Genomic DNA, 26,411 nt, shown 5'->3' with positions numbered 1-26,411 from the left:
TGGAGAAAACGGCGCGGAATCACCGCCATTACGCACCCAGAAGACGTAACGTTTCCGCTTAAAACGCGCTGACCTGCCCGTACAGAGCACTCCTCACTCAATATTATCCCTCCCTCTTCGCGCAAAGGGTGTATTGTTTTTAAATGATTAATCCCCCTGAAGAGAAGCGGCGTCATGATTAACATCCTCGGTAAAACCACCTCCATCAACGTTCGTAAAGTGCTCTGGACCTGTGAAGAAGCGGGCATCCCTTACCTGCAGGAAGACTACGGCAGCGGTTTTGCCTCAACAGAAACGGATGACTTCCGCGCGCTGAACCCCAACGCCATGGTGCCGGTGCTGATGGATGACGATTTCGTGCTGTGGGAGTCCAACGCCATCTGCCGCTATCTGGTGCGCAAGGCCGGACGTCACGATCTGCTGCCTGCAGAGCCGCAGGCTTGCGCCAACGTTGAGCGCTGGATGGACTGGCAGGCAACTGAATTCAATAACGCCTGGCGCTATGTCTTCCCGGCACTGGGCCGAAAAAATCCGGACTTTAACGACCCTGCGCGCATTGCGGCGGGAATAAAAGAGTGGAACCACTGCATCACCATTCTGGAAAACCAGCTGCAGCGCACCGGGGCCTTTGCGGCGGGCGAGACGTTTACCCTTGCGGACGTGGTGCTTGGGCTGTCGGTGAATCGCTGGAAGATGACGCCGTTTGACAAGCCCGACGTGCCGGCGATTGAGGCCTGGTATGAGCGCCTCAACCAGCGCCCGGCGTTTTTGCGTCACGGCAATAACGGCATAATATAAATTATTTACCCCCACACCTTGAGTAAGGATATTTTATTTAATTACTAAACCCTGATTGGCGTCAGAGGGAATAATAATTAAGCCATATCCTGGACAGCCCGTTGCACCGCTTTGCTAGCCTGACTATTCAGGCAAAGCTCAACCCGGAGGTATTCTTGCTGATTAGACTCAAGAAAGAACGAACGCATAAGGAGGATCGTCGGCTTGCCCTCTGGCTGGCGACCTCGGCAGGTTTGCTTAACGCCATCGCCCTTGGGGCATTTGGCTTTTTCCCCTCTCACATGACCGGCAATACCTCACAATTATCCAGCGAAGTCTCCTCCACCGATCTGAGCGATATGATTTTCTTTGGCTCGATTATTCTCTCTTTTGTCACCGGCGCCATCCTTGCTCGTCTTATTGTACTCTGGGGCATTATCCACAATATCAGGCTGGTTTTTTGCCAAATCCTTTTCGTCGAGGGGGTACTATTGACCGGCATCTCTCTCTACGAGATGTATTTCCACGCCCTCACGAGCAACCGCGAGATTATTATTTTTCTGTGCGGCCTGATGGGCATTCATAATTCAACCTCCACGCAGCTCTCCGGAGGGCGGGTGAGATCGACGCACATTACTGGCACGCTAACGGATGCAGGCATATCTCTGGCCTCCGTGCTGGTGGCGATGCTTCGCAGGGATTACTCGAAGGATACCGCGGCACAAAAAAGTCAGCTGAAAACTCACTTAACCACCATTTTCTCGTTTATGAGCGGAGGGATTGCTGGTCTGCTGCTGTTCAGATGGATTGGGTTTAACGCCATGCTGGCGCTTGGGCTGCTGCTCGCGATTGTTGCCATTTTTTCTATCATTAGCATCTCGGTTCGCGTTCGCCGGGTTCGTGCCTCTATCTAAATAACGAACGACTCTCGGCGTAAGGGCGCCCTTTGATATGTGACACTGTCACTATCTAAAATTCGCTTTAGGACTATTCTGCCCGGCACGCAACCAGCCCTTACGCCATAAGGCTTTAATTAAGGTTGTCACTAATTTCATAGGGTTACTGATTTCCCCCCTTCGCTGGAACCCTTCCCAAACGCTTGCTATAGGTCAATTACCCCTGCCGAAACATGGCATAACAACAGGCAACCGGTGGTTGCTATAACGCATGCGCACAGGGAGACACACCGCAATGCACCCATTACTCAAACGCTCGCTGCTATTTGTCGGCGCCATTCTCGTGGTCCTCGCCCTCCTCGTCTGGGGAATCGGGCTTGAGACAATCAAGGCGCGTCAGGTTGACCTGGTCTACCTCGGGCAACAGCACATGATTCTGGTTTTCTCGTCGATGTTTTTTGCCCTGCTGGTGGGCATTCCGGCCGGTATTCTGCTGAGCCGTCCGGCCGCGCGGGGCGTCGCCGAATGCGTGATGCAAATCTTTAATGTCGGCAACACCCTGCCGCCGCTGGCCGTGCTGGCGCTGGCGATGGTGGTGATTGGTATCGGCGATACGCCCGCCATCATCGCCCTGTTCCTCGCCTCGCTGCTGCCGATTGTGCGCAATACCTACGCCGGGCTGTGCTCCGTCCCGTCGTCGCTGCTGGAAGCGGCAAACGGGATTGGGATGACCAAATGGCAGCGCCTGCGCCAGGTTGAGCTGCCCAACGCCTGGCCGGTTATGCTCTCGGGGATCCGCATCGCTACCGCCATTAACGTCGGTACCGCGCCGCTGGCGTTCCTGATTGGCGCCAGCAGCTACGGCGAGCTGATTTTCCCGGGCATTTACCTGAACGATTTCCCGACCCTGATCCTCGGCGCGGCGGCCACCGCCCTGTTCGCCCTGATCCTCGACACCCTGCTGGCGGCGCTGGGTCGCGTGATGAGTCCCCATCTCGCTCGATAACAATAACAAGGAGCTTTTATGAGACTGATATCCAGCCTGGCGGCGCTGTGTGCCGCGGCGCTGTTCACCGGCCAGGCGATGGCAGCCCCGCTGATTCTGGCGACCAAGAGCTTTACCGAGCAGCACATTCTCTCGGCGATGACCGTACAGTACCTGCAAAAGAAAGGTTTTCAGGTTCAGCCAAAAACCAATATCGCCACGGTGATCTCCCGCAACGCGATGATCAACAAGCAGATTGATATGACCTGGGAGTACACCGGCACGTCGCTGATCATCTTCAACCACATCAACAAGCGCATGTCGCCGCAGGAGTCCTGGGAGACGGTGAAGCGCCTGGATGCGAAGCACGGTCTGGTGTGGCTCAAACCCGCCGACATGAACAACACCTATGCCTTCGCCATGCAGCGCAAGCGCGCCGAGGCGGAGCATATCAACACCATGTCGGAGATGGTGGCGAAAATTGAACAGGTTCGCAAAACCAACCCGGACAAAAACTGGCTGCTGGGCTTAGACCTTGAATTTGCCGGGCGCAGCGACGGCATGAAGCCACTGCAGGAGGCCTATAAGATGGATCTGGACCGTCCGCAAATCCGCCAGATGGACCCGGGTCTGGTCTATAACGCTGTGCGCGACGGCTTCGTCGACGCCGGGCTGGTTTATACCACCGACGGGCGCGTGAAGGGCTTTGATCTCAAAGTGCTGGAAGATGATAAAGGCTTCTTCCCGAGCTACGCGGTCACCCCGGTGGTGCGCAAGGACACCCTCGAGGCCAATCCCGGTCTGGAAGAGGCGCTCAATACCCTCTCGGCCCAGCTCAACAACGACGTTATCACCGAGCTGAACAAGAAGGTGGATATTGACCATCAGTCACCGCAGCAGGTCGCCCGCGATTTCCTGCGTAGCAAACAGCTGCTGTAGGAGGCGCTATGGATACCGTTCACTACATTCTGGACAACTGGGACTATCTGTTAACCCTGACGCTTCAGCATCTGTGGCTGGTGGCGCTGGCCGTGGGCTTAGCGATTATCATCGGCGTCCCGCTGGGCATTTTGATTGTGCGCCACAAGTGGCTGGCGACGCCGGTGCTGGGGATTGCCACCATCGTGTTGACCATCCCGTCCATTGCCCTGTTTGGCCTGATGATCCCGCTGTTTTCGCTGATCGGTCAGGGGATTGGCGCCCTGCCCGCAATCACGGCGGTGTTTCTCTACTCGCTGCTGCCGATCGTGCGTAACACCCACACGGCGCTCGACAGCCTGCCCCCGGGCCTGCGCGAAGCCGGACGCGGCATCGGCATGACGTTCTGGCAGCGTCTGCGCTGGGTGGAAATTCCGATGGCGCTGCCGGTGATTTTCGGCGGGATCCGCACCGCCGTGGTGATGAACATCGGCGTGATGGCGATTGCCGCCGTGATTGGCGCGGGCGGACTTGGCCTGCTGCTGCTTAACGGCATCGGCGGAAGCGATATTCGTATGTTGATTGCGGGCGCGCTGATGATCTGTCTTTTAGCGATTGTGCTCGATTGGCTGCTGCACCGTCTGCAGGTGGTTCTGACTCCAAAGGGGATTCGATAATGATAAAACTGGAAAACCTCACCAAACAATTTTCACAGAAGCACGGCCAGACCTTTAAGGCCGTCGATAACGTCAACCTGAACGTGCCAGAAGGGGAAATGTGCGTCCTGCTCGGCCCGTCTGGCTGCGGAAAGACCACCACCCTGAAGATGATTAACCGCCTCATCACCCCAAGCAGCGGAAACATCCTGATTAACGGCGAGGACACCAACGGGATGGACACCGTCACCCTGCGCCGCAACATCGGCTACGTGATCCAGCAGATTGGCCTGTTCCCGAACATGACCATTGAAGAGAACATCACCGTCGTGCCGCGCATGCTGGGCTGGGATAAAGCGCGCTGCAAAGCCCGCGCCGAAGAGCTGATGGATATGGTGGCAATGGATCCGCACAAGTTCCTCCACCGTTATCCGCGCGAGATGTCCGGCGGCCAGCAGCAGCGTATTGGCGTTATTCGCGCCCTGGCGGCGGATCCTCCGGTACTGCTGATGGATGAACCCTTCGGTGCGGTGGACCCGATCAACCGTGAGGTGATCCAGAACCAGTTCCTCGAGATGCAGCGCAAGCTGAAAAAAACCGTCATGCTGGTGAGCCACGATATCGACGAAGCCCTGAAGCTCGGCGACCGCATTGCGGTCTTCCGTCAGGGGAAAATCGTCCAGTGCGCCAGCCCGGACGAGCTGCTGGCGAAACCGGCGAACGAATTTGTCGGCTCGTTTGTTGGTCAGGACCGCACGCTGAAGCGCCTGCTGCTGGTCTCCGCCGGCGACGTCACCGACCAGCAGCCTACTATTACGGTGCGAGGCTCTACCCCGCTTACTGACGCGTTTGCCACCATGGACGATAATGATATTCGCGCGATTACCGTGGTTGACGAGCACGGCAAGCCGCTGGGCTTTGTGAAGCGTCGCGAAGCGCGTAACGCCAGCGGGACCTGCGCCGACATCCTGCATCCGTTCCGCATGACCGGCAAAGCCGAAGACAACCTGCGCGTGGTGCTATCACGCCTGTATGAGAGCAACACCAGTTGGATGCCGATCGTGGATGAGGACGGGCGCTACAACGGCGAGATTTCGCAGGATTATATTGCCGAATACCTGAGCTCAGGGCGTACGCGCCGGGCGCTGAATATTCATAGTGAGAGCTGAGAATTATATTTACTTAGTTTTTGGATACAGCGTAGAAAAGCCCCTTCACGGGGCTTGTGTTTGGCTTATGTTGGGTTTACCAGCGAATTTCAGAAGTGAGAATAAATGCTACTGCTTTCACCATTTCGTCAAGATCGTAATTAATCTGCATTGTGATTGGCGTATGAAAATCTTCAACGGTGTATTTTTCAACCCACCCGAAAGAACGATTCATTATCATTCTTGGGGTAACCAAGCCTTCGGGCTCACCAAATGACTGATGAATCCATGCGCGAGACATGTTCTGCTGCAACGGTATAGGGAGTTCATTCGGGAAGACCCATTCCTTTACGTCATCACGCTGAATAGACAACGTAATTTCTTTCAGTATTCTCCCTTCTCGAATAAAGGCTAAAAAAACGCCTTCGTTCACCATTGGTAAAAGTAACACGGGGTCGCCTGCAGCCCCTTTAGGGTCAGTTTTGTACGTGATTACTTCATTATCAACTAACTCTTTATAGCTCCTGCCAAGATTACGGATCAGTACTTCTACATTTACAGTCATTCGTATAACCCCGCATTACGATTCAATTCGTGAATTTTAGCCCTTGCAGCTTCAATCTGACTTTCCGTTGCACCATGCTTTTTTAATGCTGGCTTTATTGCACGTGAGCACAAAAAAGCCCCTCCCGGGGCTTGATGCTCAAGATTCTTTAAAGCCAGGTTTACCATTGGCTTTACGCCACTGCTTGACCTCTTGCACAATTCCTTCCGGACTATCATCTCGGTCTTCTCGGGGGTAGAAGATAAGATCGGAGCCGTCAGGATGTTCTGTAAGCCTTTTAAATTCCAAGATATTTTTTATATCTTCAGATTCAGAAGTAGTAGATACATCAAATATCTTTCTGACGAAATCTAAAAACTCACTTTCCGTGTAGTCGCTAATAGTTTTCAAATCACATACCTCTATGAATATCTATATGACGTTTTGGAGTAACAATCCCCATATTGTCCACATTGTAAACTTCACCACCTTCATCGATCGGCTTAATGTGATGAATCTCATATTTTATTTTTCCGCCAACCTGTTCACTTTCTCGCGGTGAAGGGGCTTTTCCTGCTCTTATATTACCTGCGTTTCCCCGTTTAAATTGTCCTGATAATTCAGGATCCCGTGCCACCTCCTGCCAGAAAGCCCCTCTGAAGCGGTCAAAATTGGTAAATGACCTTCCACGCAGTCTGTCAGCTATCTGCTCTGGAATTGGAGAACCATCCCCCTTATCAGCATCTGACAGCCATACGCCACTTACTTTTTTCCCTTTGCCCGTGACTTGTCCGGGATTGTGCCTCAGATAAATATAAATCGGCGGCAGGTCAGGGAACGGCAGGATCAGAATGTAATCCGCGAAATGCTTTTCCTCCGATGCCGGGCTGGTGGTCGCCGTTATGCCGGTGTTATCCGGCAGCGGGTCAACTATCACCGGTTTCGGCAACACCGGACGCGCCTGGTTGCCGGTATTCCACGGCTTTTCCTCGACCGTTCGGTCAGGCGTCCAGATAATGGTGATGTGCGGATCTTCTTCCGTGGTGAAGGTGTACGCCTGCGCGCTGGTGTCGTACTCCATTTTTCTGACACGCACACTGTCCCGGCCAGGTGGTGTGTGCCAGCCATGCGGAACCGGGTTCCCTCTGCTGTCCTTCTCCCACGTATAGCGCACCCGGCTCGGGGCTTCATGCATCTGCTCCAGGCGCATACGGTCGATAAAATCCTGTTCGCCGTCGTTCAGCCTGCCGGGCATCATCCCCACCAGCAGTCCGGCCACGGGTGCACCGGGTCCGGCAACAGCACCACGCACCGCCCAGGTGCCGTAAGTCAGTGCCCTGCCGCTTATCAGCTCCAGCAGGCTTGCGCCTGCCGTGGCCGTCTGCGCCCGTGCAGCAGCAGACGCGGCAGCCACCGCAGCCTGATAATCCATCTCCTCATGGTTACCGTTCCACCAACGATACAAGGCGCTGCGCTTCTTCGGTTTGGGGATATCTTCTGGCTTTTTCTTTCTGGCGGTCTGTGCGTGCTGCGGGGTGTCTGAATCGGTCACGGGGTCGCTGGCGGGCATGGCCTGAAAAAATGCCATATCAGCAAAATTGGTGTGAGGTTCACGCTGGTCGCCTGCATCATTGCAGCCCTCGCCACGGAGGCAGGATTTTGCAAATACCCGGTTTCGCTCCCTTTCCTCCTCCCTGTGTTTCTCTTCCCTCTCCTGCTCTGCCCTGCGTTCGGCCAGCATCACAGCGTGCCTTTCCCTGACGATTTGTTCTGGTGATGGACCACTACCCAGCCAGTCGCCAATGGGAGCGATGATAAAATTTGTTCCCGGCGGGCATCCACACCTGACGTTAGAGCGATCGACAGCAGCGGCAACACCATGGAAGCTTACGCGGGGTTCACCATCAAGAATGGTACCGGGCTTTCCGCAGTTTTTACACGGCGTGGTTTTATCACCAACCCTGACTACCCCTCGCCCGTGTTCGGTGCAGTTCGGCAGGGATCCAATACAGGTTGCCCCGGTAGAGGTTTTATCTCCTGTCAGCGCCTGCCCCCGGCCATAATTATCGGTACGGTAACCCATGCATTACGCTCCGGTAATTAGTGAGTTCGTTACTCATAAAGAATTTCCTTTTCCTTCCTGTAAATAAAAAAGCAATTTTACTATGAATACGAGTTCACCAAATTTATTCAGCACTTTTGGTTAATATTTAATAATCAAATAAATGACAAAGAAAAATAAATAATATATATAGAACACCTTATAAAAGCTCATTTGCATACTGGTTGAGTTGCAACCACAATAGGACATCGTCCCCGTTTATTCGCGACCCATGCAACGTCTTCATACGTACCCCGACATCCGCGCGATGTTTCGCCGACTGCTGATTGCCACCGTCACCGGCGTGCTGGCCGCGCTGGCCGTTGCGGTGTTCCGCCACAGCATGTACCTGCTGGAGTGGCTGCTTCTGAGCAACGACAGCGGCAGCCTGGTGAATGCCGCCGCGTCGCTCTCCCCCTGGAGGCGCGCGCTGACGCCCGCGCTGGGCGGGCTGGCTGCCGGGCTGTTGCTCTGGGGATGGCAGCGCCTGACCGCCCAGCGGCCTCATGCCCCCACCGATTATATGGAAGCGCTGGAGACCGGCGACGGTCAGTTTGATTACGGCGCGAGCCTCGTTAAATCTCTTGCTTCGCTGCTGGTCGTTGCCAGCGGAAGCGCCATCGGCCGCGAAGGGGCCATGATCCTGCTTGCCGCCCTCGCCGCCTCCTTTTTTGCCCGGCGCTTTACGCCCAAATCGGAATGGAAGCTTTGGATCGCCTGTGGCGCCGCCGCCGGGATGGCCAGCGCCTACCATGCTCCGTTAGCGGGAAGCCTGTTTATTGCAGAGATTCTGTTTGGCACGCTGATGCTGGCCTCGCTCGGCCCCGTGGTGATTGCGGCGGTGGTGGCGCTTCTTACGACGCAACTCCTGGCACCGGGTGCCGGTACGCTCTACGAGGTCCATCTGAGCGGCATTCTCACCGCGGCAGATTATGCCCTGCTGGTCGCGATGGGGCTGGTGGCTGGTCTCTGCGGACCGCTGCTGATGTGGCTAATGGCGTTCAGCCACGGGCTGTTCCTGCGCCTCAAACTTTCGCCGCCGTGGCAGCTGGCGCTCGGCGGCTTGATTGTTGGGCTGCTTTCTCTTTTGACGCCGAAAGTTTGGGGAAACGGCTACAGCGTGGTTCAGGCTTTTCTGCTCGCCCCGCCGCTGCTGTCGGTGATTGCCGGCGTGTTCATCTGTAAATTGCTGGCGGTGCTGGCAAGCAGCGGTTCGGGTGCGCCGGGCGGGGTATTTACGCCTACGCTGTTTGTCGGTATGGCTACGGGGATGCTGTTCGCGCAGCTTTTCGCGCTGTGGCTGCCGGGTTCTGAGACGGCCATGTTGCTGGGGCTGGCCGGGATGGCAACGCTGCTCGCTGCGACCACGCATGCACCCATTATGTCGGCGCTGATGGTCTGTGAAATGACCGGGCAGTATTTTTTACTGCCCGGTTTACTGGTCGCCTGCGTGATAGCGTCCGTACTGTCGCGGACGTTACGCCACGACTCGATCTACGGTCAACACGCCACCGAGGGCAGAGAGATCGATGTACTGCGCTAGCTCGCGCTGCTCGGCGCGAGGCAGATAAGGCAGCTCGCCCACCAGCGGGCCAGGCAGTTTGGTGCTCAGTACGTCGATGATCTCCGCGTAGTGCGCGAGGCCTGGATTAATACGGTTTGCCACCCAGCCAGCCAGCGGCAGGCCGTCATTGGCAATCGCCTGCGCCGTCAGCAGCGCGTGGTTGATACACCCTTCCTGGATCCCCACTACCATCACTACCGGCAGCTGTTCCTGCACGACCCATTCAGACAGCGGGCGTAAATCATTCATCAGGCTGCGCCAGCCGCCCGTTCCTTCGACGACTACGTGATCGACCTGCTCACTCAGGTTCGCCAGCCCGTCGGATAACAGGGAATAATTGATCGGGCCGCTGTGCGCCACGCTGCTTTCATCTTCGCTTAACGCAATGGGATTGACCGCGTGGTAAGGCAGTTCCAGTGACGAGACGCTTTGCAGCACCAGGGCGTCTTTATTTCGCAATCCCTCTGGCGTCTCTTTACTCCCTTTTGCGACCGGTTTGTACCCAGCGACGCGTTTACCGCTTGCTGTCAGAGCCTGCAGCAATGCGCGGGATACAACGGTCTTGCCGACAGAGGTATCTGTACCAGTAACAAAGAAACGCTTAAGCATGACTCACTCCACCTCTTGGGTATGCTTCGAAAATATCAACCAGGTAAATAATTCAGTGGAGGAAGTCTACGGGATGCGTGCGCTACCCGGCTTGAGATAGCGCAATTTTTCTTACATCTGCGGAAAAGAGTTAACCCTGTAACAGGCGGATAAGCAGCGAGCCATTGTACATGGCATCTTTGACCAGCGCCGCGCCGGCCATCGTGCCCTGGTTGGAAAACTGGGTACTTTCTACCGCAATATTTCTGCTGTAGGCGGGAAGCGACTGCTGCTGAATACAGGCCGTAATCGCCGGAAAAAGGATCTCCGCCGCCTGGCTGAGCGGTGAGCCGATCAGGATTTTTTGCGGATTGAAGAGGTTCACCATAATCGCCAGAATGCGGCCTACGTTATTACCCACCCCGGTAATAATGTCCTTCGCCAGCAGATCCCCCTGACGCGCGGCGGAGCAAAGGGAATCCACCGTTAAGGGTTGGCCGTGAAGCGAGGAGCTCATGGACTGACTGAGCCTCACCTGCGCCAGTTCTAGCACGCTTTCCACGCTGGCGATCGTCTCCAGACAGCCATGGTTCCCGCAGTAGCAGCGTTTACCGTACGGGTCGACCTGGGTATGGCCAATTTCCACCAGGCTGCTGCTCCCGGCGTGGAGAAGCCGTCCGTCGGTGATCACCCCCGCCCCGACGTTATGGTCGATGACCACCTGAATGACATCCCGCGCACCGCGCGACGCGCCAAACAGCGCTTCCGCCATCGTCCAGGCGCTAATGTCGTGCTGAATATAGACCGGCACGCCGGTATGGTTTTCCAGCACTTCGCCCAGCGGCATCTCTTTAACATCGTCGTAAAACGGCATGCGGTGAACAATACCATTTTCGGTATCAATAATGCCGGGCATGGTGATGGCAATCGCCGTTAAGCGTTCAAGCCGCTGCTGATGGCGAATAAAGAAGCGATCGATATGGGAGACAATCGCATCGAGAAGCGGTTCCTCGGCGTTGAGCGGCAGCTCAAGCCGGTCTTCCACCACCAGCTTGCTGCTGAGATCGCGTAGTGCAAGGAAGATCTCTCCGCGGCTGATGCGCAGCGAGAGGTAGTGCCAGGCTTCCGTCTCGACCACCAGGCCGACCGCCGGACGACCACGGCTGCCCGGCTCCTGAATTTCCGTCTCCTGGACCAGGTGCGCTTCCAGCATTTCGCGGACAATTTTGGTGATACTGGCAGGTGCCAGCTGTGCCAGGCGCGACAGATCGATACGCGAAACCGGACCAAGCTGATCAATCAGGCGATACACCGCGCCAGCATTGGTCTGCTTAATCTGATCAATATGCCCTGGCTGACTATCAGCAACCACCTCGTACTCCCTTATTTTCGAGCTTCGAAATAAACTGTTGGCTATGGTGAAGCACTTCCATGGGTGTCGTCAAATATTTACTTAGCCTTGTGATTTACCGCACATTTTTACCCGTTTTCCAGGGAAATATCAGACCGCGGAAGCCTGGATTAACCGCTGTTTGAAGCGCTGGGCAGCATGACTCTGTTCGCGATGTTTTGACCACACCAGCCACATCTCCGAAACGGCATCCTCCTCGGCGATAGTAACCCAGCGCATCTCACGCAGCTGTACCCGCTTAAAGGAGGCCGGGAGTATCGACACACCCAGCCCGGCGGCGACCAGGCCGATAATGGTCATCGCCTCTCCCACTTCCTGGGTAATGACCGGTGCCAGATCGTAGCGGCGCATCAGCCCCAGAATATCGTCATACAGGCCCGTCCCGACCTGCGGGTCAAAAAAGACAAACGGCTCTTTTGCCAGCTCCGCCAGCGAAACCGCCGGACGCGACGCCAGCGGGTGATCGTTCGGGATCATGGCCATCAGCGGTTCGCGCAGGATAACCTCCCATGCCAGCGTGTCCGGCAGCTGGGTATTACGCATCAGCCCCAGATCGAGCGCACCTTCGTTAAGCGGCGCAATCTGCTCGCGGGTATTAATTTCGCGCGTCTGAATATGCACGTCCGGAAAATGACGGCGGAATGACGAAAGCGTCTGCGAGACGGCGCTGATAAACGGCGCGGACGAGGTAAACCCGATCCGCAGCTCCCCGGCTTCCCCAAGATAGAGCCGTTCCGCCCGGGCAGCGGCGTCGTCGACCATGCTCAGAATTTGTCGGCTGTCGATCAGAAACTGCTTCCCCGCTGCCGTCAGGCTCACGCTGCGGTTGGTGCGGGCCAGAAGACGCGCCCCGACCTGCTGTTCGAGGATTTGAATCTGCTGGCTTAAGGGCGGCTGAGAAATGTTCAGCCGTGCCGCCGCGCGGCCAAAATGCAGCTCTTCGGCGACGGCGACAAAGTAGCGAAGATGACGCAGCTCGATATTCATATTTTTAAAGTATCATTTGAGATTATTAATATATTAGACAGAATATTTACATTTTCCTACCCTGAACGTGTGGTCATACCCGTCACCAGAAATCACGGGGATGTTTAAGCAAGGAAACTGTGTGAGTCGTACATCTACCATTGATATCGAGCCGGCCAGAGATATTAATGATTTGCCTGTAGCATCGCAGCCGGTTCAGTTCATCAAACGTGGTACCCCCCAGTTTATGCGCGTCACGCTGGCGCTCTTTTCCGCCGGTCTGGCAACGTTTGCCCTGCTCTACTGCGTTCAGCCGATCCTGCCCGTTCTCTCCCACGAGTTTGGCGTATCTCCTGCCAGCAGCAGCGTTTCGCTTTCCATTTCAACCGGGATGCTGGCAATTGGCCTGCTTTTTACCGGCCCGCTCTCCGACGCCGTTGGCCGTAAACAGGTGATGGTAACCGCCCTGATGCTGGCCTCGGTCTGTACGTTACTCTCGACGATGATGACCAGCTGGCACGGCATTTTGATGATGCGCGCGCTAATCGGGCTATCGCTCAGCGGCGTGGCGGCAGTCGGGATGACCTATCTCAGCGAGGAGATCCACCCGAGCTTCGTTGCCTTTTCGATGGGGCTGTACATCAGCGGGAACTCGATTGGCGGCATGAGCGGGCGTCTGCTGAGCGGGGTATTCACGGACTTCTTTAGCTGGCGCATTGCGCTGGCGGTGATCGGGTGTTTTGCGCTGGCATCGGCCCTGATGTTCTGGAAAATCCTGCCAGAATCGCGCCATTTTCGCCCGACGTCTCTGCGCCCGAAAACGCTGTTTATCAACTTCCGCCTGCACTGGCGTGACAAAGGTTTACCGCGACTGTTTCTGATGGGATTCCTGCTGATGGGTTCCTTCGTGACGTTGTTTAACTATATTGGCTACCGGCTGATGCTCTCGCCGTGGCATCTGAATCAGGCCGTTGTGGGTTTGCTTTCCGTGGCCTATCTCACCGGTACGTGGAGTTCGCCGAAAGCCGGGGCGATGACGGCACGCTTTGGCCGCGGGCCGGTGATGCTGGTGTTTACCGCAGTGATGCTGCTCGGCCTGCTGCTGACGCTCTTCTCTTCCCTGTGGCTTATCTTTGCCGGGATGCTGCTCTTCTCCGCAGGGTTCTTCGCCGCTCACTCCGTCGCCAGCAGCTGGATTGGCCCGCGCGCGCGTCGCGCCAAAGGCCAGGCATCGTCGCTGTATCTGTTTAGCTATTATCTGGGCTCAAGCATCGCCGGGACGCTGGGCGGCGTGTTCTGGCATCACTACGGCTGGAACGGCGTGGGCGGGTTTATCGCGCTGATGCTCTGTGCCGCACTGCTGGTGGGCGCAAGCCTTCATAAACGCCTGAGATAATCATCCTGCGGGCTGATGCCCGATCCAGATAAACGGCACCAGCTTACTGGTGCCGTTTCACGTTCAGGAATCCCAGGCCTGCTCTATCTTACCGGCTTCAAACTGTGGAGGCGGTTTTCGGAAGCGGCGCGTGAGCCAGGTCAGGTAAAGGACACCCAGTACCGCCCAGATGAGGCCAAGCGTCAGGGACGTCGCTTCGAGGTTGATCCAGAGCACGCCGACCGTTGCGGCACCAATGAGTGGCAGCAGGAAATAGTGGAGCCGATCTTTCCACGTTTTGTTCAGCCCCTTACGCCGCCAGAAATGGTTGTACACCGAGAGATTAACAAACGTAAACGCCACCAGCGCGCCAAAGTTGATCAGCGCCGTCGCGGTCACCAGATCAAAGTACAGGGCCGACAGCGCCACTATCCCTACCATAATCACGTTCAGGGCCGGAGTGCGCCACTTCGGATGCACGTAGCCAAACACCCGCTCAGGAAAGACGTTGTCACGCCCCATCACGTACAATAAGCGTGAGACGCTGGCGTGCGAGGCCAGGCCTGAAGCGAGCGTATTCACAAACGTGGTGCACAGAAACACCGACTGGAAGAGCTTGCCGCCCACGTACAGCGCAATTTCCGGCAGCGCGGCGTCCGGGTTCTTGAAGCGCGCGATCGTCGGGAAAAAGAGCTGCATGAAAAACGAGGCAACAATAAATATCAGCCCGCCATACAGTGCGGTCAGGAAAATCGCTTTGGGGATCACCCGCGCCGCGTTTGGCGTCTCTTCCGACAGCGTGGTGACCGCGTCAAAGCCGAGGAAAGAGAAGCAGACGATAGTCGCGCCGGTAATAATCGGAATCAGGTGCGCGTTCTCGCTGATAAACGGCTGGAGCGACCAGACGGTGCCGATCCCCTCACCCTTGTGCAGTCCATGCACTACGAGTATGACAAAGACCACCATGATGGCGACCTGCACCAGCACAAACAGGGTGTTAAAGTTGGCGACCAGGTTAACGCTTTTCAGGTTCGCCAGCGTCAGGATCGTCACAAACCCCACCACCCAGACCCAGGGCGGGACTTCAGGGAACAACGCGGAAAGGTAGATCTTCGCCAGCAGCACGTTGATCATCGGCAGGAAGAGATAGTCCAGCAGCGATGACCAGCCGACCATAAAGCCTAAGTGGGGGCCGATCGATTTCTGCGTGTAGGTATACGCGGAGCCCGCTTCCGGGAACTGTCGTACCAGTTTGCCGTAGCTGATGGCGGTAAACATGACGCCCGCCAGCGCCAGGAGATACGAGGCGGGCACGTGGCCATTGCTGATACCGGACACAATGCCGAAGGTATCAAACACGGTCATGGGAGTGAGGTAAGCCAGCCCCATCATGACCACCTGCCAGAGCTTGAGGGAACTGCGCAGCCGGGTTCTTCCGGCCATGCGCGGCGAGTCAAGAGAGGTGTTAGTCGCCATAAACCATCCCCCCCATGCTTACCGTGGTTTGCAATCGCGTTGACCGTAACGCAAACCTGCTTAGCAAAGGGGGAAGTTGTAAAGAACATACGCGATCGTACCAGCGCAGCGTCTCTCGCTCGCACTCACAGCAGGCGCCTGACTGGCCCCCTTCGCCCTGCGGATAGTTGAACATCTGCATCATTTCCTACCTCGTCACACAGTGTCGTTAAGAAAGTCCCTGTGCCGCCTGCGCTCCATAACGCGACTCCCGGGAGATAGCTGGCGTGCCAGCGAACGTTTCGGCCAGGCTCCGCGCAGGCCGTTTGGTGATACGTATGCGATGAAACAAAGCGGCCCCTTACCGGGGCACGTCATCAGGCGTTTTTCAGCATCCACTCAATTTCTGTTTCGGTAATCAGGCGTTCAAACTGCAGTAATTCATCATTTTTGCAGGCGTGATAGACGTGGCAGAAACGTTCGCCCAGCCGCTCGCGGAGGTGATCGTTTTGCATGAATTCCCACAGCGCATCGCTCTGACGAATCGGGAACGGCAGTCCGTCCTGCTCCAGACCATTGCCTTCCACTTCTTCCTGCAGGGGTAAATCGTTATCCAGCCCGTGCAGAATGCCGGCAAAAATCGCCGCCATCACCAGATACGGGTTCGCGTCTGCTCCCGCCACCCGGTACTCGACCCGATGGTTATGGCGATCGCCGCAGGGGATACGCAGGGCAACGGTGCGATTATTGTGTCCCCATGACGCCTGCGTCGGTACGTACATTCCCGGCTGGAAGCGGCGGTAGGAGTTGACGTTCGGCGCCAGCAGCGCCATGGACGCAGGCATCAGATCGATCATTCCGGCCAGCGCGCGTTTCAGCAGCGCGGAATCCTCGCCGCTGGCGTCTGCGAGCACGTTTTCGCCTCGGTTGTTTTGCATGCTGATGTGAATATGCATCCCGCTGCCCGCATGCTCTTCATACGGCTTTGCCATAAACGTGGCGTGCATCTTATGTTTTTCCGCCATCTGTCTGACGAGACGTTTAAGCGCCAGCGCATCATCGCAGGCATCAAGCACGTTTTCCGTATGGTGAAGGTTTATCTCAAACTGGCCCGGGGAGGCCTCAGCCACGGCCCCGTCGGCGGGGATCAGCTGCAGCTGCGCCAGTTCGTCAATGTCGTTCAGCACGTCAGCAAAGTGGTTCAGGTTATCAACCGAGTAGACCTGGCTCTGCGTGTTGCGTACGTCGGTGCCCGGCGCGCAGGGTGGCTGCAGATAGCCGTCGGCATCGCGCTTACGGTCAAGTAAATAGAACTCCAGCTCTACCGCTACCACGGGGAACAGACCGCGCTGGCGCAGCTGCTGCCAGAGTCGGTTGAGTACATTCCGCGGCTCAACGTCAAAGGGAGCGCCATCTTCATCAACCATGGTGAGCTGCACCTGACCAATGTATTCCGGGTCAGCGGCGGACGGTGTCAGGGTGCCCGGTACCGGCACGCAGATACAGTCCGGCTCGCCGAGCTCCTGCCCCAGGCCCGCCTCTTCCACGACGTTACCCAGAATGTCCATGGCGAAAACCGATGCCGGGAAATAGCAGCCTTTTTCAAGCTTGCTCAGTCCGGCAACCGGGATGCGCTTGCCGCGAAAACAGCCGTTCAGGTCGGTCAGAAGGACATCAATAAACTGGGTGTCAGGATACTTTTCTAAATAGCGCTTCACTTCCTGCGTAAAGGCGCTGCCCCGCCTCTCATCCGTGTGCTGCACAAAGTTCTCAACTTCTACGATATTGGTTTCCATGATTTACCACCGTTTTTGGGATTTGCGTTCGCTGCTCTGGACTGTCAAATATAATGTCCACCCTATCGAATCTGTATGCAAACAAATTGTTTGTCAAATGTTAAATTAAGTTTGCAAAAGGCAGATCCCGTTGCTAGATTGAGAAAATATTGAACGAAAAGGCCGTTTCACAGGCGAGAATGGCCTAAATTTAGTCCACTTTGTGAGGGCGATCATGGAAAATATAATGAACAAGCCAGTTATTGGCGTAGTGATGTGCAGAAACAGGCTTAAGGGTCATGAGACCCAGACCCTGCAAGAAAAGTACCTGAATGCCATTATTAACGCGGGGGGCTTACCGATTGCCTTACCCCATGCGCTGGCAGAGCCAGAGCTACTTACCGCTCTGCTGCCAACCCTGGACGGGATTTACCTGCCGGGCAGCCCAAGTAACGTGCAGCCGCACCTTTATGGTGAAAACGGCGATGAGCCTGACGCCGATCCCGGGCGAGATCTTCTGAGTATGGCGCTGATTGCCGCCGCGCTCGAAAGGCGCATCCCCATTTTCGCCATCTGCCGGGGGCTGCAGGAACTGGTTGTTGCGACGGGAGGAACGCTGTATCGCCGCCTGTTCGAGCAGAACGACCTGCTTGAACACCGGGAAGATCCTGAACTGCCGGTTGAGCTACAATACGCCCCTTCTCATGAGGTTCAGGTTCAGGAGGGAGGACTGCTGTCTCAATTAATACCAGGCTGTAACACATTTTGGGTAAACTCGTTACACGGGCAAGGTGCACGAACGTTAGGACCACGGCTTCGCGTGGAGGCCCGTTCGACGGACGGGCTGGTGGAAGCTGTCAGCGTTCATGACCACCCTTTTGCCCTCGGCGTGCAATGGCACCCCGAATGGAACAGCAGCGAGTACGCCCTGTCACGTATGTTGTTTGATGGTTTTATCACCGCCTGTCAAAGCCACATTGCCGAGAAGCAAAGGCTTTGACCACTACCGTAAAGGAAATGCAACTATGAGCGATGACGGACTGGCGCCAGGGAAACGTCTGTCTGAGATCCGCCAGCAATTGGGTCTCTCGCAGCGGCGTGCCGCCGAACTGTCTGGGTTAACACACAGTGCCATCAGCACCATTGAGCAGGACAAAGTCAGTCCTGCCATCAGTACGCTGCAAAAGCTGCTGAAAGTCTATGGGCTGTCGCTCTCGGAATTCTTTTCGGAACCGGAAAAACCTGATGAACCGCAGGTGGTTATTAATCAGGAAGACCTTATCGAAATAGGCAGTCAGGGGGTTTCGATGAAGCTGGTTCATAACGGAAATCCGAACCGTACGCTGGCGATGATTTTTGAAACTTACCAGCCTGGAACCACGACCGGAGAGAGGATCAAACATCAGGGTGAGGAGATCGGTACGATACTGGAAGGTGAAATAGTGCTGACCATTAATGGCCAGCCTTATCACCTGGTTGCGGGGCAGAGCTATGCCATCAATACCGGCATACCGCACAGCTTCAGCAATACCTCGGCAGGCATCTGCCGCATTATCAGTGCCCACACCCCCACCACGTTCTAATTACCACTCAGTCCCGGCGTAAGCGCGCTTACGCCGGGACAAATAAAAACCATCAATGTCGGCATTCAACGGGTTAATTCCCGGGATGCCCCACGGCTTCGTATTGCCTGAAACGGCCATGCCTTTATTTATCTGATTGCGAAAGAAAGGAGTGAATATGCATTTTCAGCACCTGACTTACTGGCAGGATAAAGCTAAAAACAGCGCCATTGAGACCCGGTTATTTATTAACGGTGCCTATTGTGACGCCGCCGATAATGCCACGTTTGAAACCGTTAATCCCGCTACCCTACAGACGCTGGCGAACGTGGCCCGGGGCAAGCAGGCGGACGTGGACCGCGCGGTTCAGACCGCGCGTGAGGTATTTGAGCGCGGCGACTGGTCACAGGCGTCTCCGGCGCAGCGCAAGGCCGTGCTGAATAAGCTCGCCGATTTAATGGAACGCCACGGCGAAGAGCTGGCCTTACTGGAAACGCTGGACACCGGTAAACCCATCCGCCACAGCCTGCGCGACGATATTCCCGGCGCGGCTCGCGCCATTCGCTGGTACGCCGAAGCGGCGGATAAAGTCTACGGCGAAGTGGCGCCTACGGGTCCGGGCGAGCTGGCGATGATCGTGCGCGAGCCGATCGGGGTTGTTGCGGCCATCGTCCCCTGGAACTTCCCGCTGCTGCTGGCCTGCTGGAAGCTGGGCCCGGCGCTGATCGCAGGCAATAGCGTGGTATTAAAACCGTCGGAGAAATCACCGCTTACCGCCCTGCGCCTGGCCGGGCTGGCGAAAGAGGCGGGCCTGCCGGACGGCGTGCTGAATGTGATAAGCGGTTACGGCCACGAAGCGGGCCAGGCGCTGGCACTGCATCCGGAGGTCGAAGTGCTGACGTTTACCGGCTCTACCCGTACCGGCAAGCAGCTGTTGAAGGACGCGGGAGAAAGCAACATGAAGCGCGTCTGGCTGGAGGCAGGCGGCAAGAGCGCCAACATTATCTTTGCCGACTGTCCGGACATGGACAAGGCCGTGAGCGCGACCGCCGCCGGGATTTTTTACAACCAGGGGCAAGTCTGTATCGCCGGTACCCGCCTGCTGCTCGAAGACAGCATCGCCGATGATTTTCTGGCAAGGCTGAAAGCGCAGGCCCACCGCTGGCAGCCTGGCGATCCGCTCGACCCGGACAGCACGATGGGTATGCTCATCGACGCTGCGCACGCCGATACCGTCCACACGTTTATTCGCGAGGGAACCCGGAAAGGTACGCTGCTGCTGGACGGGCGGGAACAATCATGGCCTTCCGCAGTCGGTCCCACCATTTTTGTCGACATCGACCCTGCCTCCCCGCTGTGCCGGGAAGAGATTTTCGGGCCGGTGCTGGTCGTCACCCGTTTTAAAACCGAAGAGGAAGCCTTAACGCTGGCCAACGACAGTGAATATGGGCTTGGCGCGGCGGTATGGACCCGCGATCTCTCCCGGGTGCACCGCATGAGCCGCCGCCTGAAAGCCGGCTCGGTCTTCGTCAATAACTACAACGACGGTGATATGACCGTCCCCTTTGGCGGCTATAAGCAGAGCGGCAACGGTCGCGATAAGTCCCTGCACGCGCTGGAAAAATTTACCGAACTGAAAACCATCTGGATTGCCCTGGAGCCTCAATCATGACCGAACATACCACCAGCTACTACGCGGCCAGCGCGAATGCTTATGAACCTTTCCCGACGCTTAACGAGTCGATCAGCTGTGACGTGTGCGTGGTGGGCGGCGGCTATACCGGCCTCTCCTCCGCGCTGCATCTCGCCGAAATGGGCTACGACGTGGTGCTCCTTGAAGGTGCGCGCATCGGCTTCGGCGCCAGCGGACGCAACGGCGGCCAGCTGGTTAACTCCTACAGCCGCGATATCGACGTGATCGAGAAAAACTACGGGACCGATGCCGCCAAAGTGCTCGGGAGCATGATGTTTGAAGGCGGGGAAATTATTCGGGAGCGTATCCAGCGCTATCAGATCCAGTGCGACTATCGTCCCGGCGGGCTGTTTGTGGCGCTAAACCATAAGCAGCTGGAGACGCTGGAGGAGCAAAAGGCCAACTGGGAACGCTACGGCAACACCCAGCTGGAGTTGCTGGACGCCAGCGCCATCCGCCGGGAAGTCGACAGCGACCGCTATACCGGTGCGCTGTTGGACCGCAGCGGGGGGCACATTCATCCGCTGAACCTGGCGATCGGCGAAGCGGACGCCATTCGCCTGAACGGTGGGCGTGTATATGAACAGTCTCCGGTGACCGCCATTCAGCACACCAGCCCGGCAGTAGTAAGCACGCAGCATGGCCAGGTCACGGCCCGCTACGTGATCGTCGCCGGGAATGCCTATCTGGGCGATAAGATAGAACCGGAGCTGGCAAAACGCAGCATGCCCTGCGGCACCCAGGTGGTGACCACCGCCCCGCTGTCGGAAGAGGTCGCCCGCACGCTGATCCCCAATAACTACTGCGTGGAAGATTGCAATTATCTGCTGGATTACTACCGCCTCACCGCCGACAACCGCCTGCTGTACGGCGGTGGCGTCGTCTATGGCGCGCGCGATCCGGACGATGTCGAGCGCCTGGTGATGCCAAAGCTGCTCAAAACCTTCCCTCAGCTGGCAGGCGTCAAAATCGACTACCGCTGGACGGGCAACTTCCTGCTGACCCTGTCCCGTATGCCGCAGTTTGGCCGTCTGGACAAGAACATCTATTACATGCAGGGCTATAGCGGCCACGGCGTGACCTGCACCCACCTGGCCGGGCGGCTGATCTCGGAACTGTTGCGCGGTGACGCTGAGCGCTTTGATGCGTTTGCCAACCTCCCGCACTACCCCTTCCCGGGCGGCCGCAGCCTGCGGATTCCATTCACGGCGATGGGCGCGGCGTATTACAGCCTGCGCGATCGTCTTGGCGTATGATCGTTTCGACAAAAGGGTATCTGACATGAGTAACCAGGAATTTCATCAGCGCAGACTTTCTGCCACCCCGCGCGGCGTAGGCGTAATGTGTAATTTCTTTGCCCGCACGGCGGAGAATGCCACCCTCACCGACGTGGAAGGCAACGACTATATTGATTTCGCCGCCGGGATCGCGGTGCTGAATACCGGCCATCGTCATCCTGAACTGGTGGCCGCAGTGGAAAAACAGCTTCACCAGTTCACCCACACGGCCTACCAGATTGTGCCGTATGAAAGCTATGTTTCATTAGCCGAGAAACTTAACGAGCTGGCCCCGGTCCAGAGCCCGGCCAAAACGGCGTTCTTCACCACGGGCGCGGAAGCGGTGGAAAACGCCATTAAAATCGCCCGGGCCCACACCGGCAGACCGGGCGTGATTGCCTTCGGCGGAGGCTTCCACGGCCGAACCTATATGACCATGGCCTTAACCGGCAAGGTCGCGCCTTATAAGCTGGGATTTGGCCCCTTCCCGGGGTCGGTTTATCACGTGCCGTATCCCTCCGAGCTGCACGGCATCACGACGCAGGATGCCATCACGGCGATAGAACGCCTGTTCAAAGCGGATATTGAGGCGAAACAGGTGGCGGCGATTATTTTTGAACCCATTCAGGGTGAAGGCGGATTCAACGTCGCCCCGCCAGAGCTGGTGGCCGCCATCCGCCGAATCTGTGATGAGCACGGGATCGTGATGATTGCCGACGAAGTGCAGAGCGGCTTCGCCCGTACGGGTAAACTGTTTGCCATGGAACACTACGTGGACAAGCCCGACCTGATGACGATGGCGAAAAGCCTGGCAGGCGGAATGCCGCTGTCTGGCGTGGTGGGTCGCGCCGAAATCATGGACGCGCCGGCGCCCGGCGGTCTGGGGGGGACCTATGCAGGCAACCCGCTTGCGGTGGCCGCCGCGCACGCGGTGCTGAATATTATCGACAACGAGTCACTGTGCGCCCGCGCCTGCCATCTGGGAGATCGACTGAAAGCCACGCTGGAGGAGATTCAGGGCACCTTCCCTGCGCTCGTGGCGATAAGGGGGAGAGGATCGATGATTGCGGCGGAGTTTTTTGATCCCGAGAGCCGTGAGCCTTCGGCCGCCATCGCGCAGGCGATACAGCAAAAGGCACTCGCCCAGGGCCTGCTGTTATTGATCTGCGGCCAGTACGGCAACGTGATCCGCTTCATTTATCCGCTGACCATTCCGGATGCCCAGTTCAACCAGGCACTGGCTATCCTGCAGCAGGTCATGCGTGATAAGTCCTGAGTGCCCACCGAAAACCGTCACCCGGAATGCCGGGGACGGTTTCAACGGAGGAGATCGGCACAGATTTCCTCCGTGTGGGAAATGTTGGGGAATTTGGTCTGTTTCATTGTATGCTCCCTGAAACACATCGCCGGCATGAGGAAATAAGAATTGCAAAAAACATCAGCCTATCAGTCACTTGTGAAAACCTTCCAGCGCCTCTCCCGCTTCTCGCACCTTACCTCGATCGCCAGCTGGGACATGTTCACCATGATGCCGCCAGGCGGCAGCGCCGCGCGCGGTGAAGCGCTGGCAGAGATGAGCGTCCTGCAACATCAGATCCTGACCGATAAAAAAGTCGGCGACCTGTTAGCGGCCGCAGCAGGGGAAGATCTGAATGACGTCGAACAGGCCAACCTGCGGGAAATGACGCGACAGTATCAGCAGGCTACCCTGCTGCCGGAATCGCTGGTGGAAGCCAAATCTCTCGCGGGCAGCAGGTGCGAGCACGCCTGGCGTACGCAGCGTCCCGCGAACGACTGGCAGGGCTTTTCCGCCAACCTGAAAGAAGTGGTGAAACTCAGCCGTGAAGAAGCCCGCCTGCGCGCAGAAGCCAAAGGCTGTACGCCATACGACGCGCTGCTGGATATTTTTGAACCGGACATGACCAGCGCGCGCCTGGACGTGCTGTTTGGTGATATGAAAACCTGGCTGCCGGACCTGCTGGCAAGCGCGGTGGAGAAACAGGCTCAGCGGTCGTTCGTTCCGCCGCAGGGCCCCTTCCCGACGGCAACCCAGCGCGAACTGGGTCTGGAAGCCATGAAGATGCTCGGCTTCGATTTTAACGGCGGTCGCCTCGACGTAAGTGCGCACCCGTTCTGCGGCGGCGTACCGGAAGACGTGCGCATTACCACGCGCTATGATGAGGACGAGCTGCTCAGCGCGCTGTTTGGCGTGATCCACGAAACCGGACACGCGCGCTACGAACAAAACCTGCCGCGCGCGTGGGCAGGCCAGCCTATTGCCCTGGCACGCTCAACCGCGATCCATGAATCCCAGAGCCTGTTCTTTGAGATGCAGTTGGGACGCAGCGAAGCCTTCCTCAAGCACCTCCTCCCTGCCGTTCACGCCCGCTTTGGCAGCCAGGCGGCGTTCAGCGAAGAGAACTTTATCGCCTGGAACCAGCGCGTGAAGCCGGGCTATATCCGCGTCGATGCCGACGAAGTGAGCTACCCGGCACACGTGGTGCTGCGCTATGAGATTGAGCGGGCGCTGATCAACGGCGAGATTGAGGTGGACGATATCCCCGCCCTGTGGGATGAGAAAATGCAGGCCTGGCTCGGATTATCCACCAAAGATAACTACCGCAACGGCTGCATGCAGGATATCCACTGGACCGACGGCGGGTTTGGTTACTTCCCGTCGTACACGCTGGGCGCGATGTATGCCGCGCAGCTGTTCCATGCTGCAAAGACCGCGCTTCCGGGACTGGCGTCCTCCATCGCTGAAGGGGATTTTTCCGCCCTCTTTGAGTGGCTGCGTCAGAACATCTGGCAGCACGGTAGCCGCTTTAGCACGTCGCAGTTAATCACCCAGGCGACGGGGGAAGATCTGAATATCCGCTACTTCCGCGAACACCTGACCTCACGCTACCTGTAATGATAAGGCCGGGGTTCTTCCCCGGCCTTGTACATATGGTTACACGCCGATACCAATCACTCACGGAAACCCCGAATTTACAGGGATATAGTTATTTCAACGGCCCCGCAGTGGGGTTAAATGAAAAACCAAATTCGAGGGTATGAACATGAAAAAAGTATTAGCTCTGGTTGTTGCCGCTGCTATGGGTCTGTCTTCTGCTGCGTTTGCTGCTGAAACCACTGCTGCACCAGCTGCTGCGGCGCCTGCTGCAACGACCACCGCGGCGCCAGCAAAAACCGTACATCACAAGAAACACCACAAAGCCGCTAAACCGGCTGCAGAGCAAAAAGCGCAGGCAGCTAAAAAGCACCACAAAAAAGCCGCTAAACCAGCCGTAGAGCAGAAAGCCCAGGCTGCGAAAAAGCACCACAAGAAAGCCGCTAAACCAGCCGTAGAGCAGAAAGCCCAGGCTGCGAAAAAGCATCACAAAAAAGCAGTAAAACACGAAGCTGCTAAACCAGCTGCACAGCCAGCTGCGTAAGCGTACAAGCTTAACCGTGCCCTGCGGGGCACGTTGGTAAACCGGCGCTGAACCGGAAAAGGTTCTGCGCCGTTTTTTTTATCCGGAGGGCGTATGCTGCGACGCTATCGGTTTGAGCTGATTCTTATCCTGCTTATTTTATGCGCGCTCATCGCCAGCCGCTTTTATCTTTCCTGACTGTAGCACGCTGATTTTACTCCCACTTTAGCGCCGTCCCGTCTATAGTATTTTCATAGGGTTCACTTTTAATAATCATAATTACCCCCACCAGAGTGTGATATGCGTAAATCTGTTGTGTTGTTGCTGGGAACGTTTGGCCTTTTTTCTGGATTTTCACAGGCGGATGATGGCGGTGATAACGCCATTAGCGCGAAAGAGCTAAAGACGCTTTTTTTCGGTCATGACGATCGTACTCGCGTCACCGATCCTACCCAGGCTCCCTGGGACGCTATAGGCCAACTGGAAACCGCCAGCGGCAACCTGTGTACCGCGACGTTAATCACCCCGCAATTAGCGCTGACGGCGGGCCACTGCCTGTTGACGCCACCCAACGGTAAGCCAGACAAAGCGGTTGTCTTACGATTTGTGTCGCAAAAAGGGATCTGGCGCTATGAAATCCACGGCATTGAAGGCCGGGTTGATGCTTCTCTTGGGAAACGTCTTAAACCGGATGGAGACGGCTGGATTGTGCCGCCCGCGGCAGCCTCGTGGGATTTTGGCCTGATTATTTTGCGCTACCCGCCTTCAGGCATTACGCCGCTGCCGTTATTTGACGGCGATAAAGCGGCGCTCACCGCCGCGCTGAAAGCTGCCGACCGCAAGGTAACGCAGTCAGGCTACCCGGTCGATCATCTGGATGCGCTTTACACCCACACGGACTGTATCGTGACGGGCTGGGCGCAGACCAGCGTGCTTTCCCATCAGTGCGATACGTTGCCGGGCGACAGCGGTTCACCGCTGATGCTGAAAACCGATAACGGCTGGCAGTTGATTGGGGTTCAAAGCTCCGCCCCGGCGGCGAAAGACCGCTGGCGAGCCGATAACCGGGCCTTATCCGTCACCGGTTTTCGCGATAAGCTGGAAGCGCTGGCTAAAGAGTAAGCCAGCGCGGCTGTCTGTGAATCAGGGTTACCGATTGATCAGGCGAGTTTTATCATGATCATGCCCGCCAGCAGCAAGATCAGTCCTATCCAGCCTTTATTATTTAAACGCTGCCCGAAAAGCACCCACCCTGCGGCCAGGGTGGCGGCGATACCAAAACCGCCCCACAGCGCATAGGCCAC

Annotated in this window: 26 protein-coding genes; 17 read left to right on the top strand and 9 right to left on the bottom strand. The window is 56.8% G+C overall.

Annotation, left to right across the window (positions count from 1 at the left end):
- Window positions 1-174: 174 nt before the first annotated feature.
- The 6 genes from IM273_RS16505 to osmV all read left to right on the top strand — a co-directional run bounded on the left by IM273_RS16505 (window position 175) and on the right by osmV (window position 5,401).
- Window positions 175-798, top strand: a complete 624-nt coding sequence (locus IM273_RS16505; RefSeq protein ID WP_059356985.1) for a glutathione S-transferase family protein — start codon at window positions 175-177, stop codon at window positions 796-798.
- 155 nt (window positions 799-953) lie between these two features.
- Window positions 954-1,691, top strand: coding sequence for a YoaK family protein (locus IM273_RS16500; RefSeq protein WP_041912015.1), 738 nt, complete (start codon window positions 954-956; stop codon window positions 1,689-1,691).
- Between the two features lie 277 nt (window positions 1,692-1,968).
- Window positions 1,969-2,679, top strand: a complete 711-nt coding sequence (gene osmY, locus IM273_RS16495) for an osmoprotectant ABC transporter permease OsmY (RefSeq protein ID WP_193050103.1) — start codon at window positions 1,969-1,971, stop codon at window positions 2,677-2,679.
- A gap of 18 nt (window positions 2,680-2,697) precedes the next feature.
- A complete protein-coding gene (gene osmX, locus IM273_RS16490) occupies window positions 2,698-3,597 on the top strand; it encodes an osmoprotectant ABC transporter substrate-binding protein OsmX (protein ID WP_041910236.1) in 900 nt (299 codons plus the stop codon).
- 8 nt (window positions 3,598-3,605) lie between these two features.
- On the top strand, window positions 3,606-4,253 hold the full coding sequence (osmW, locus tag IM273_RS16485; RefSeq protein ID WP_028012983.1) for an osmoprotectant ABC transporter permease OsmW: 648 nt from the start codon (window positions 3,606-3,608) through the stop codon (window positions 4,251-4,253).
- Window positions 4,253-5,401: an osmoprotectant ABC transporter ATP-binding protein OsmV gene (osmV, locus tag IM273_RS16480; RefSeq protein ID WP_192986097.1), complete on the top strand. Its 1,149-nt coding sequence runs from the start codon at window positions 4,253-4,255 to the stop codon at window positions 5,399-5,401. The genes osmW and osmV overlap by 1 nt, the downstream gene beginning before the upstream one ends.
- A 76-nt stretch (window positions 5,402-5,477) precedes the next feature.
- Here the strand turns inward: osmV and IM273_RS16475 are convergent, their stop codons facing one another.
- From IM273_RS16475 to IM273_RS16465, 3 genes are all read right to left on the bottom strand, one after another.
- A complete protein-coding gene (locus tag IM273_RS16475) occupies window positions 5,478-5,945 on the bottom strand; it encodes a DUF6392 family protein (protein ID WP_193050105.1) in 468 nt (155 codons plus the stop codon).
- A gap of 138 nt (window positions 5,946-6,083) precedes the next feature.
- The gene (locus tag IM273_RS16470) at window positions 6,084-6,335 is read right to left on the bottom strand and encodes a bacteriocin immunity protein (protein WP_069732352.1); all 252 of its coding nucleotides are present in this window, start codon (window positions 6,333-6,335) and stop codon (window positions 6,084-6,086) included.
- Window position 6,336: 1 nt separating this feature from the next.
- Entirely contained in the window at window positions 6,337-8,007 is a 1,671-nt protein-coding gene (locus IM273_RS16465) for an S-type pyocin domain-containing protein (protein ID WP_193050107.1), read from the bottom strand.
- 250 nt (window positions 8,008-8,257) lie between these two features.
- On the opposite strand from IM273_RS16465, the gene clcB reads away from it, so the two are divergent.
- Window positions 8,258-9,568: a voltage-gated ClC-type chloride channel ClcB gene (clcB, locus tag IM273_RS16460; protein ID WP_193050109.1), complete on the top strand. Its 1,311-nt coding sequence runs from the start codon at window positions 8,258-8,260 to the stop codon at window positions 9,566-9,568.
- Here clcB and bioD read toward each other — a convergent pair.
- The 3 genes from bioD to IM273_RS16445 all read right to left on the bottom strand — a co-directional run bounded on the left by bioD (window position 9,503) and on the right by IM273_RS16445 (window position 12,575).
- Window positions 9,503-10,198: a dethiobiotin synthase gene (bioD, locus tag IM273_RS16455; RefSeq protein ID WP_028012980.1), complete on the bottom strand. Its 696-nt coding sequence runs from the start codon at window positions 10,196-10,198 to the stop codon at window positions 9,503-9,505. The two genes, clcB and bioD, sit on opposite strands and share 66 nt — an antisense overlap.
- A gap of 130 nt (window positions 10,199-10,328) precedes the next feature.
- On the bottom strand, window positions 10,329-11,549 hold the full coding sequence (gene mlc, locus IM273_RS16450; protein WP_193050111.1) for a sugar metabolism global transcriptional regulator Mlc: 1,221 nt from the start codon (window positions 11,547-11,549) through the stop codon (window positions 10,329-10,331).
- Window positions 11,550-11,678: 129 nt separating this feature from the next.
- Window positions 11,679-12,575, bottom strand: a complete 897-nt coding sequence (locus IM273_RS16445) for a LysR family transcriptional regulator (RefSeq protein ID WP_048961364.1) — start codon at window positions 12,573-12,575, stop codon at window positions 11,679-11,681.
- Window positions 12,576-12,696: 121 nt separating this feature from the next.
- On the opposite strand from IM273_RS16445, the gene IM273_RS16440 reads away from it, so the two are divergent.
- Entirely contained in the window at window positions 12,697-13,950 is a 1,254-nt protein-coding gene (locus tag IM273_RS16440; RefSeq protein ID WP_045261454.1) for an MFS transporter, read from the top strand.
- A 63-nt stretch (window positions 13,951-14,013) separates the two neighbouring features.
- Here IM273_RS16440 and IM273_RS16435 read toward each other — a convergent pair whose 3' ends face one another.
- On the bottom strand, window positions 14,014-15,405 hold the full coding sequence (locus IM273_RS16435; RefSeq protein ID WP_193050114.1) for an APC family permease: 1,392 nt from the start codon (window positions 15,403-15,405) through the stop codon (window positions 14,014-14,016).
- 356 nt (window positions 15,406-15,761) lie between these two features.
- Window positions 15,762-17,180, bottom strand: a complete 1,419-nt coding sequence (locus IM273_RS16430) for a glutamine synthetase family protein (RefSeq protein WP_024909135.1) — start codon at window positions 17,178-17,180, stop codon at window positions 15,762-15,764.
- A 214-nt stretch (window positions 17,181-17,394) separates the two neighbouring features.
- Between IM273_RS16430 and puuD the strand changes: the two genes are divergently transcribed.
- The 9 genes from puuD (at window position 17,395) to IM273_RS16390 (ending at window position 26,229) form a co-directional block, all read left to right on the top strand.
- Window positions 17,395-18,159 carry a gamma-glutamyl-gamma-aminobutyrate hydrolase gene (puuD, locus tag IM273_RS16425; protein WP_028012974.1) on the top strand — a complete coding sequence of 255 codons (765 nt, stop codon included), beginning with the start codon at window positions 17,395-17,397 and terminating at the stop codon, window positions 18,157-18,159.
- Window positions 18,160-18,184: 25 nt separating this feature from the next.
- A complete protein-coding gene (gene puuR / locus IM273_RS16420) occupies window positions 18,185-18,742 on the top strand; it encodes an HTH-type transcriptional regulator PuuR (protein WP_013096835.1) in 558 nt (185 codons plus the stop codon).
- Window positions 18,743-18,899: 157 nt separating this feature from the next.
- Window positions 18,900-20,393, top strand: a complete 1,494-nt coding sequence (gene puuC / locus IM273_RS16415; RefSeq protein WP_193050116.1) for an aldehyde dehydrogenase PuuC — start codon at window positions 18,900-18,902, stop codon at window positions 20,391-20,393.
- Window positions 20,390-21,670: an FAD-binding oxidoreductase gene (locus IM273_RS16410; RefSeq protein WP_193050118.1), complete on the top strand. Its 1,281-nt coding sequence runs from the start codon at window positions 20,390-20,392 to the stop codon at window positions 21,668-21,670. The genes puuC and IM273_RS16410 overlap by 4 nt, the downstream gene beginning before the upstream one ends.
- A 25-nt stretch (window positions 21,671-21,695) precedes the next feature.
- Entirely contained in the window at window positions 21,696-22,967 is a 1,272-nt protein-coding gene (gene puuE, locus IM273_RS16405) for a 4-aminobutyrate transaminase (RefSeq protein WP_193050120.1), read from the top strand.
- 150 nt (window positions 22,968-23,117) lie between these two features.
- Window positions 23,118-24,605: a carboxypeptidase M32 gene (locus IM273_RS16400; RefSeq protein WP_069732359.1), complete on the top strand. Its 1,488-nt coding sequence runs from the start codon at window positions 23,118-23,120 to the stop codon at window positions 24,603-24,605.
- A 148-nt stretch (window positions 24,606-24,753) separates the two neighbouring features.
- Complete coding sequence (gene asr, locus IM273_RS16395) at window positions 24,754-25,128, top strand: acid resistance repetitive basic protein Asr (protein WP_032642591.1); 375 nt, start codon at window positions 24,754-24,756, stop codon at window positions 25,126-25,128.
- 93 nt (window positions 25,129-25,221) lie between these two features.
- On the top strand, window positions 25,222-25,305 hold the full coding sequence (locus tag IM273_RS22750) for a hypothetical protein (RefSeq protein ID WP_023617729.1): 84 nt from the start codon (window positions 25,222-25,224) through the stop codon (window positions 25,303-25,305).
- A gap of 102 nt (window positions 25,306-25,407) precedes the next feature.
- Window positions 25,408-26,229, top strand: a complete 822-nt coding sequence (locus IM273_RS16390) for a serine protease (protein WP_028012967.1) — start codon at window positions 25,408-25,410, stop codon at window positions 26,227-26,229.
- Window positions 26,230-26,267: 38 nt separating this feature from the next.
- On the opposite strand, the gene IM273_RS16385 is transcribed toward IM273_RS16390, so the two are convergent.
- Window positions 26,268-26,411, bottom strand: a 144-nt coding sequence (locus tag IM273_RS16385; RefSeq protein ID WP_239006651.1) for an SMR family transporter, incomplete at its 5' end; no start/stop codon positions are given.

The organism is Enterobacter cloacae complex sp. P13B, assembly GCF_014895915.1.
Lineage (GTDB): Bacteria > Pseudomonadota > Gammaproteobacteria > Enterobacterales > Enterobacteriaceae > Enterobacter > Enterobacter bugandensis.
The sequence above is the reverse complement of the archived record's forward strand: the minus strand, read 5'-3'. Positions and strand labels throughout refer to the sequence as shown.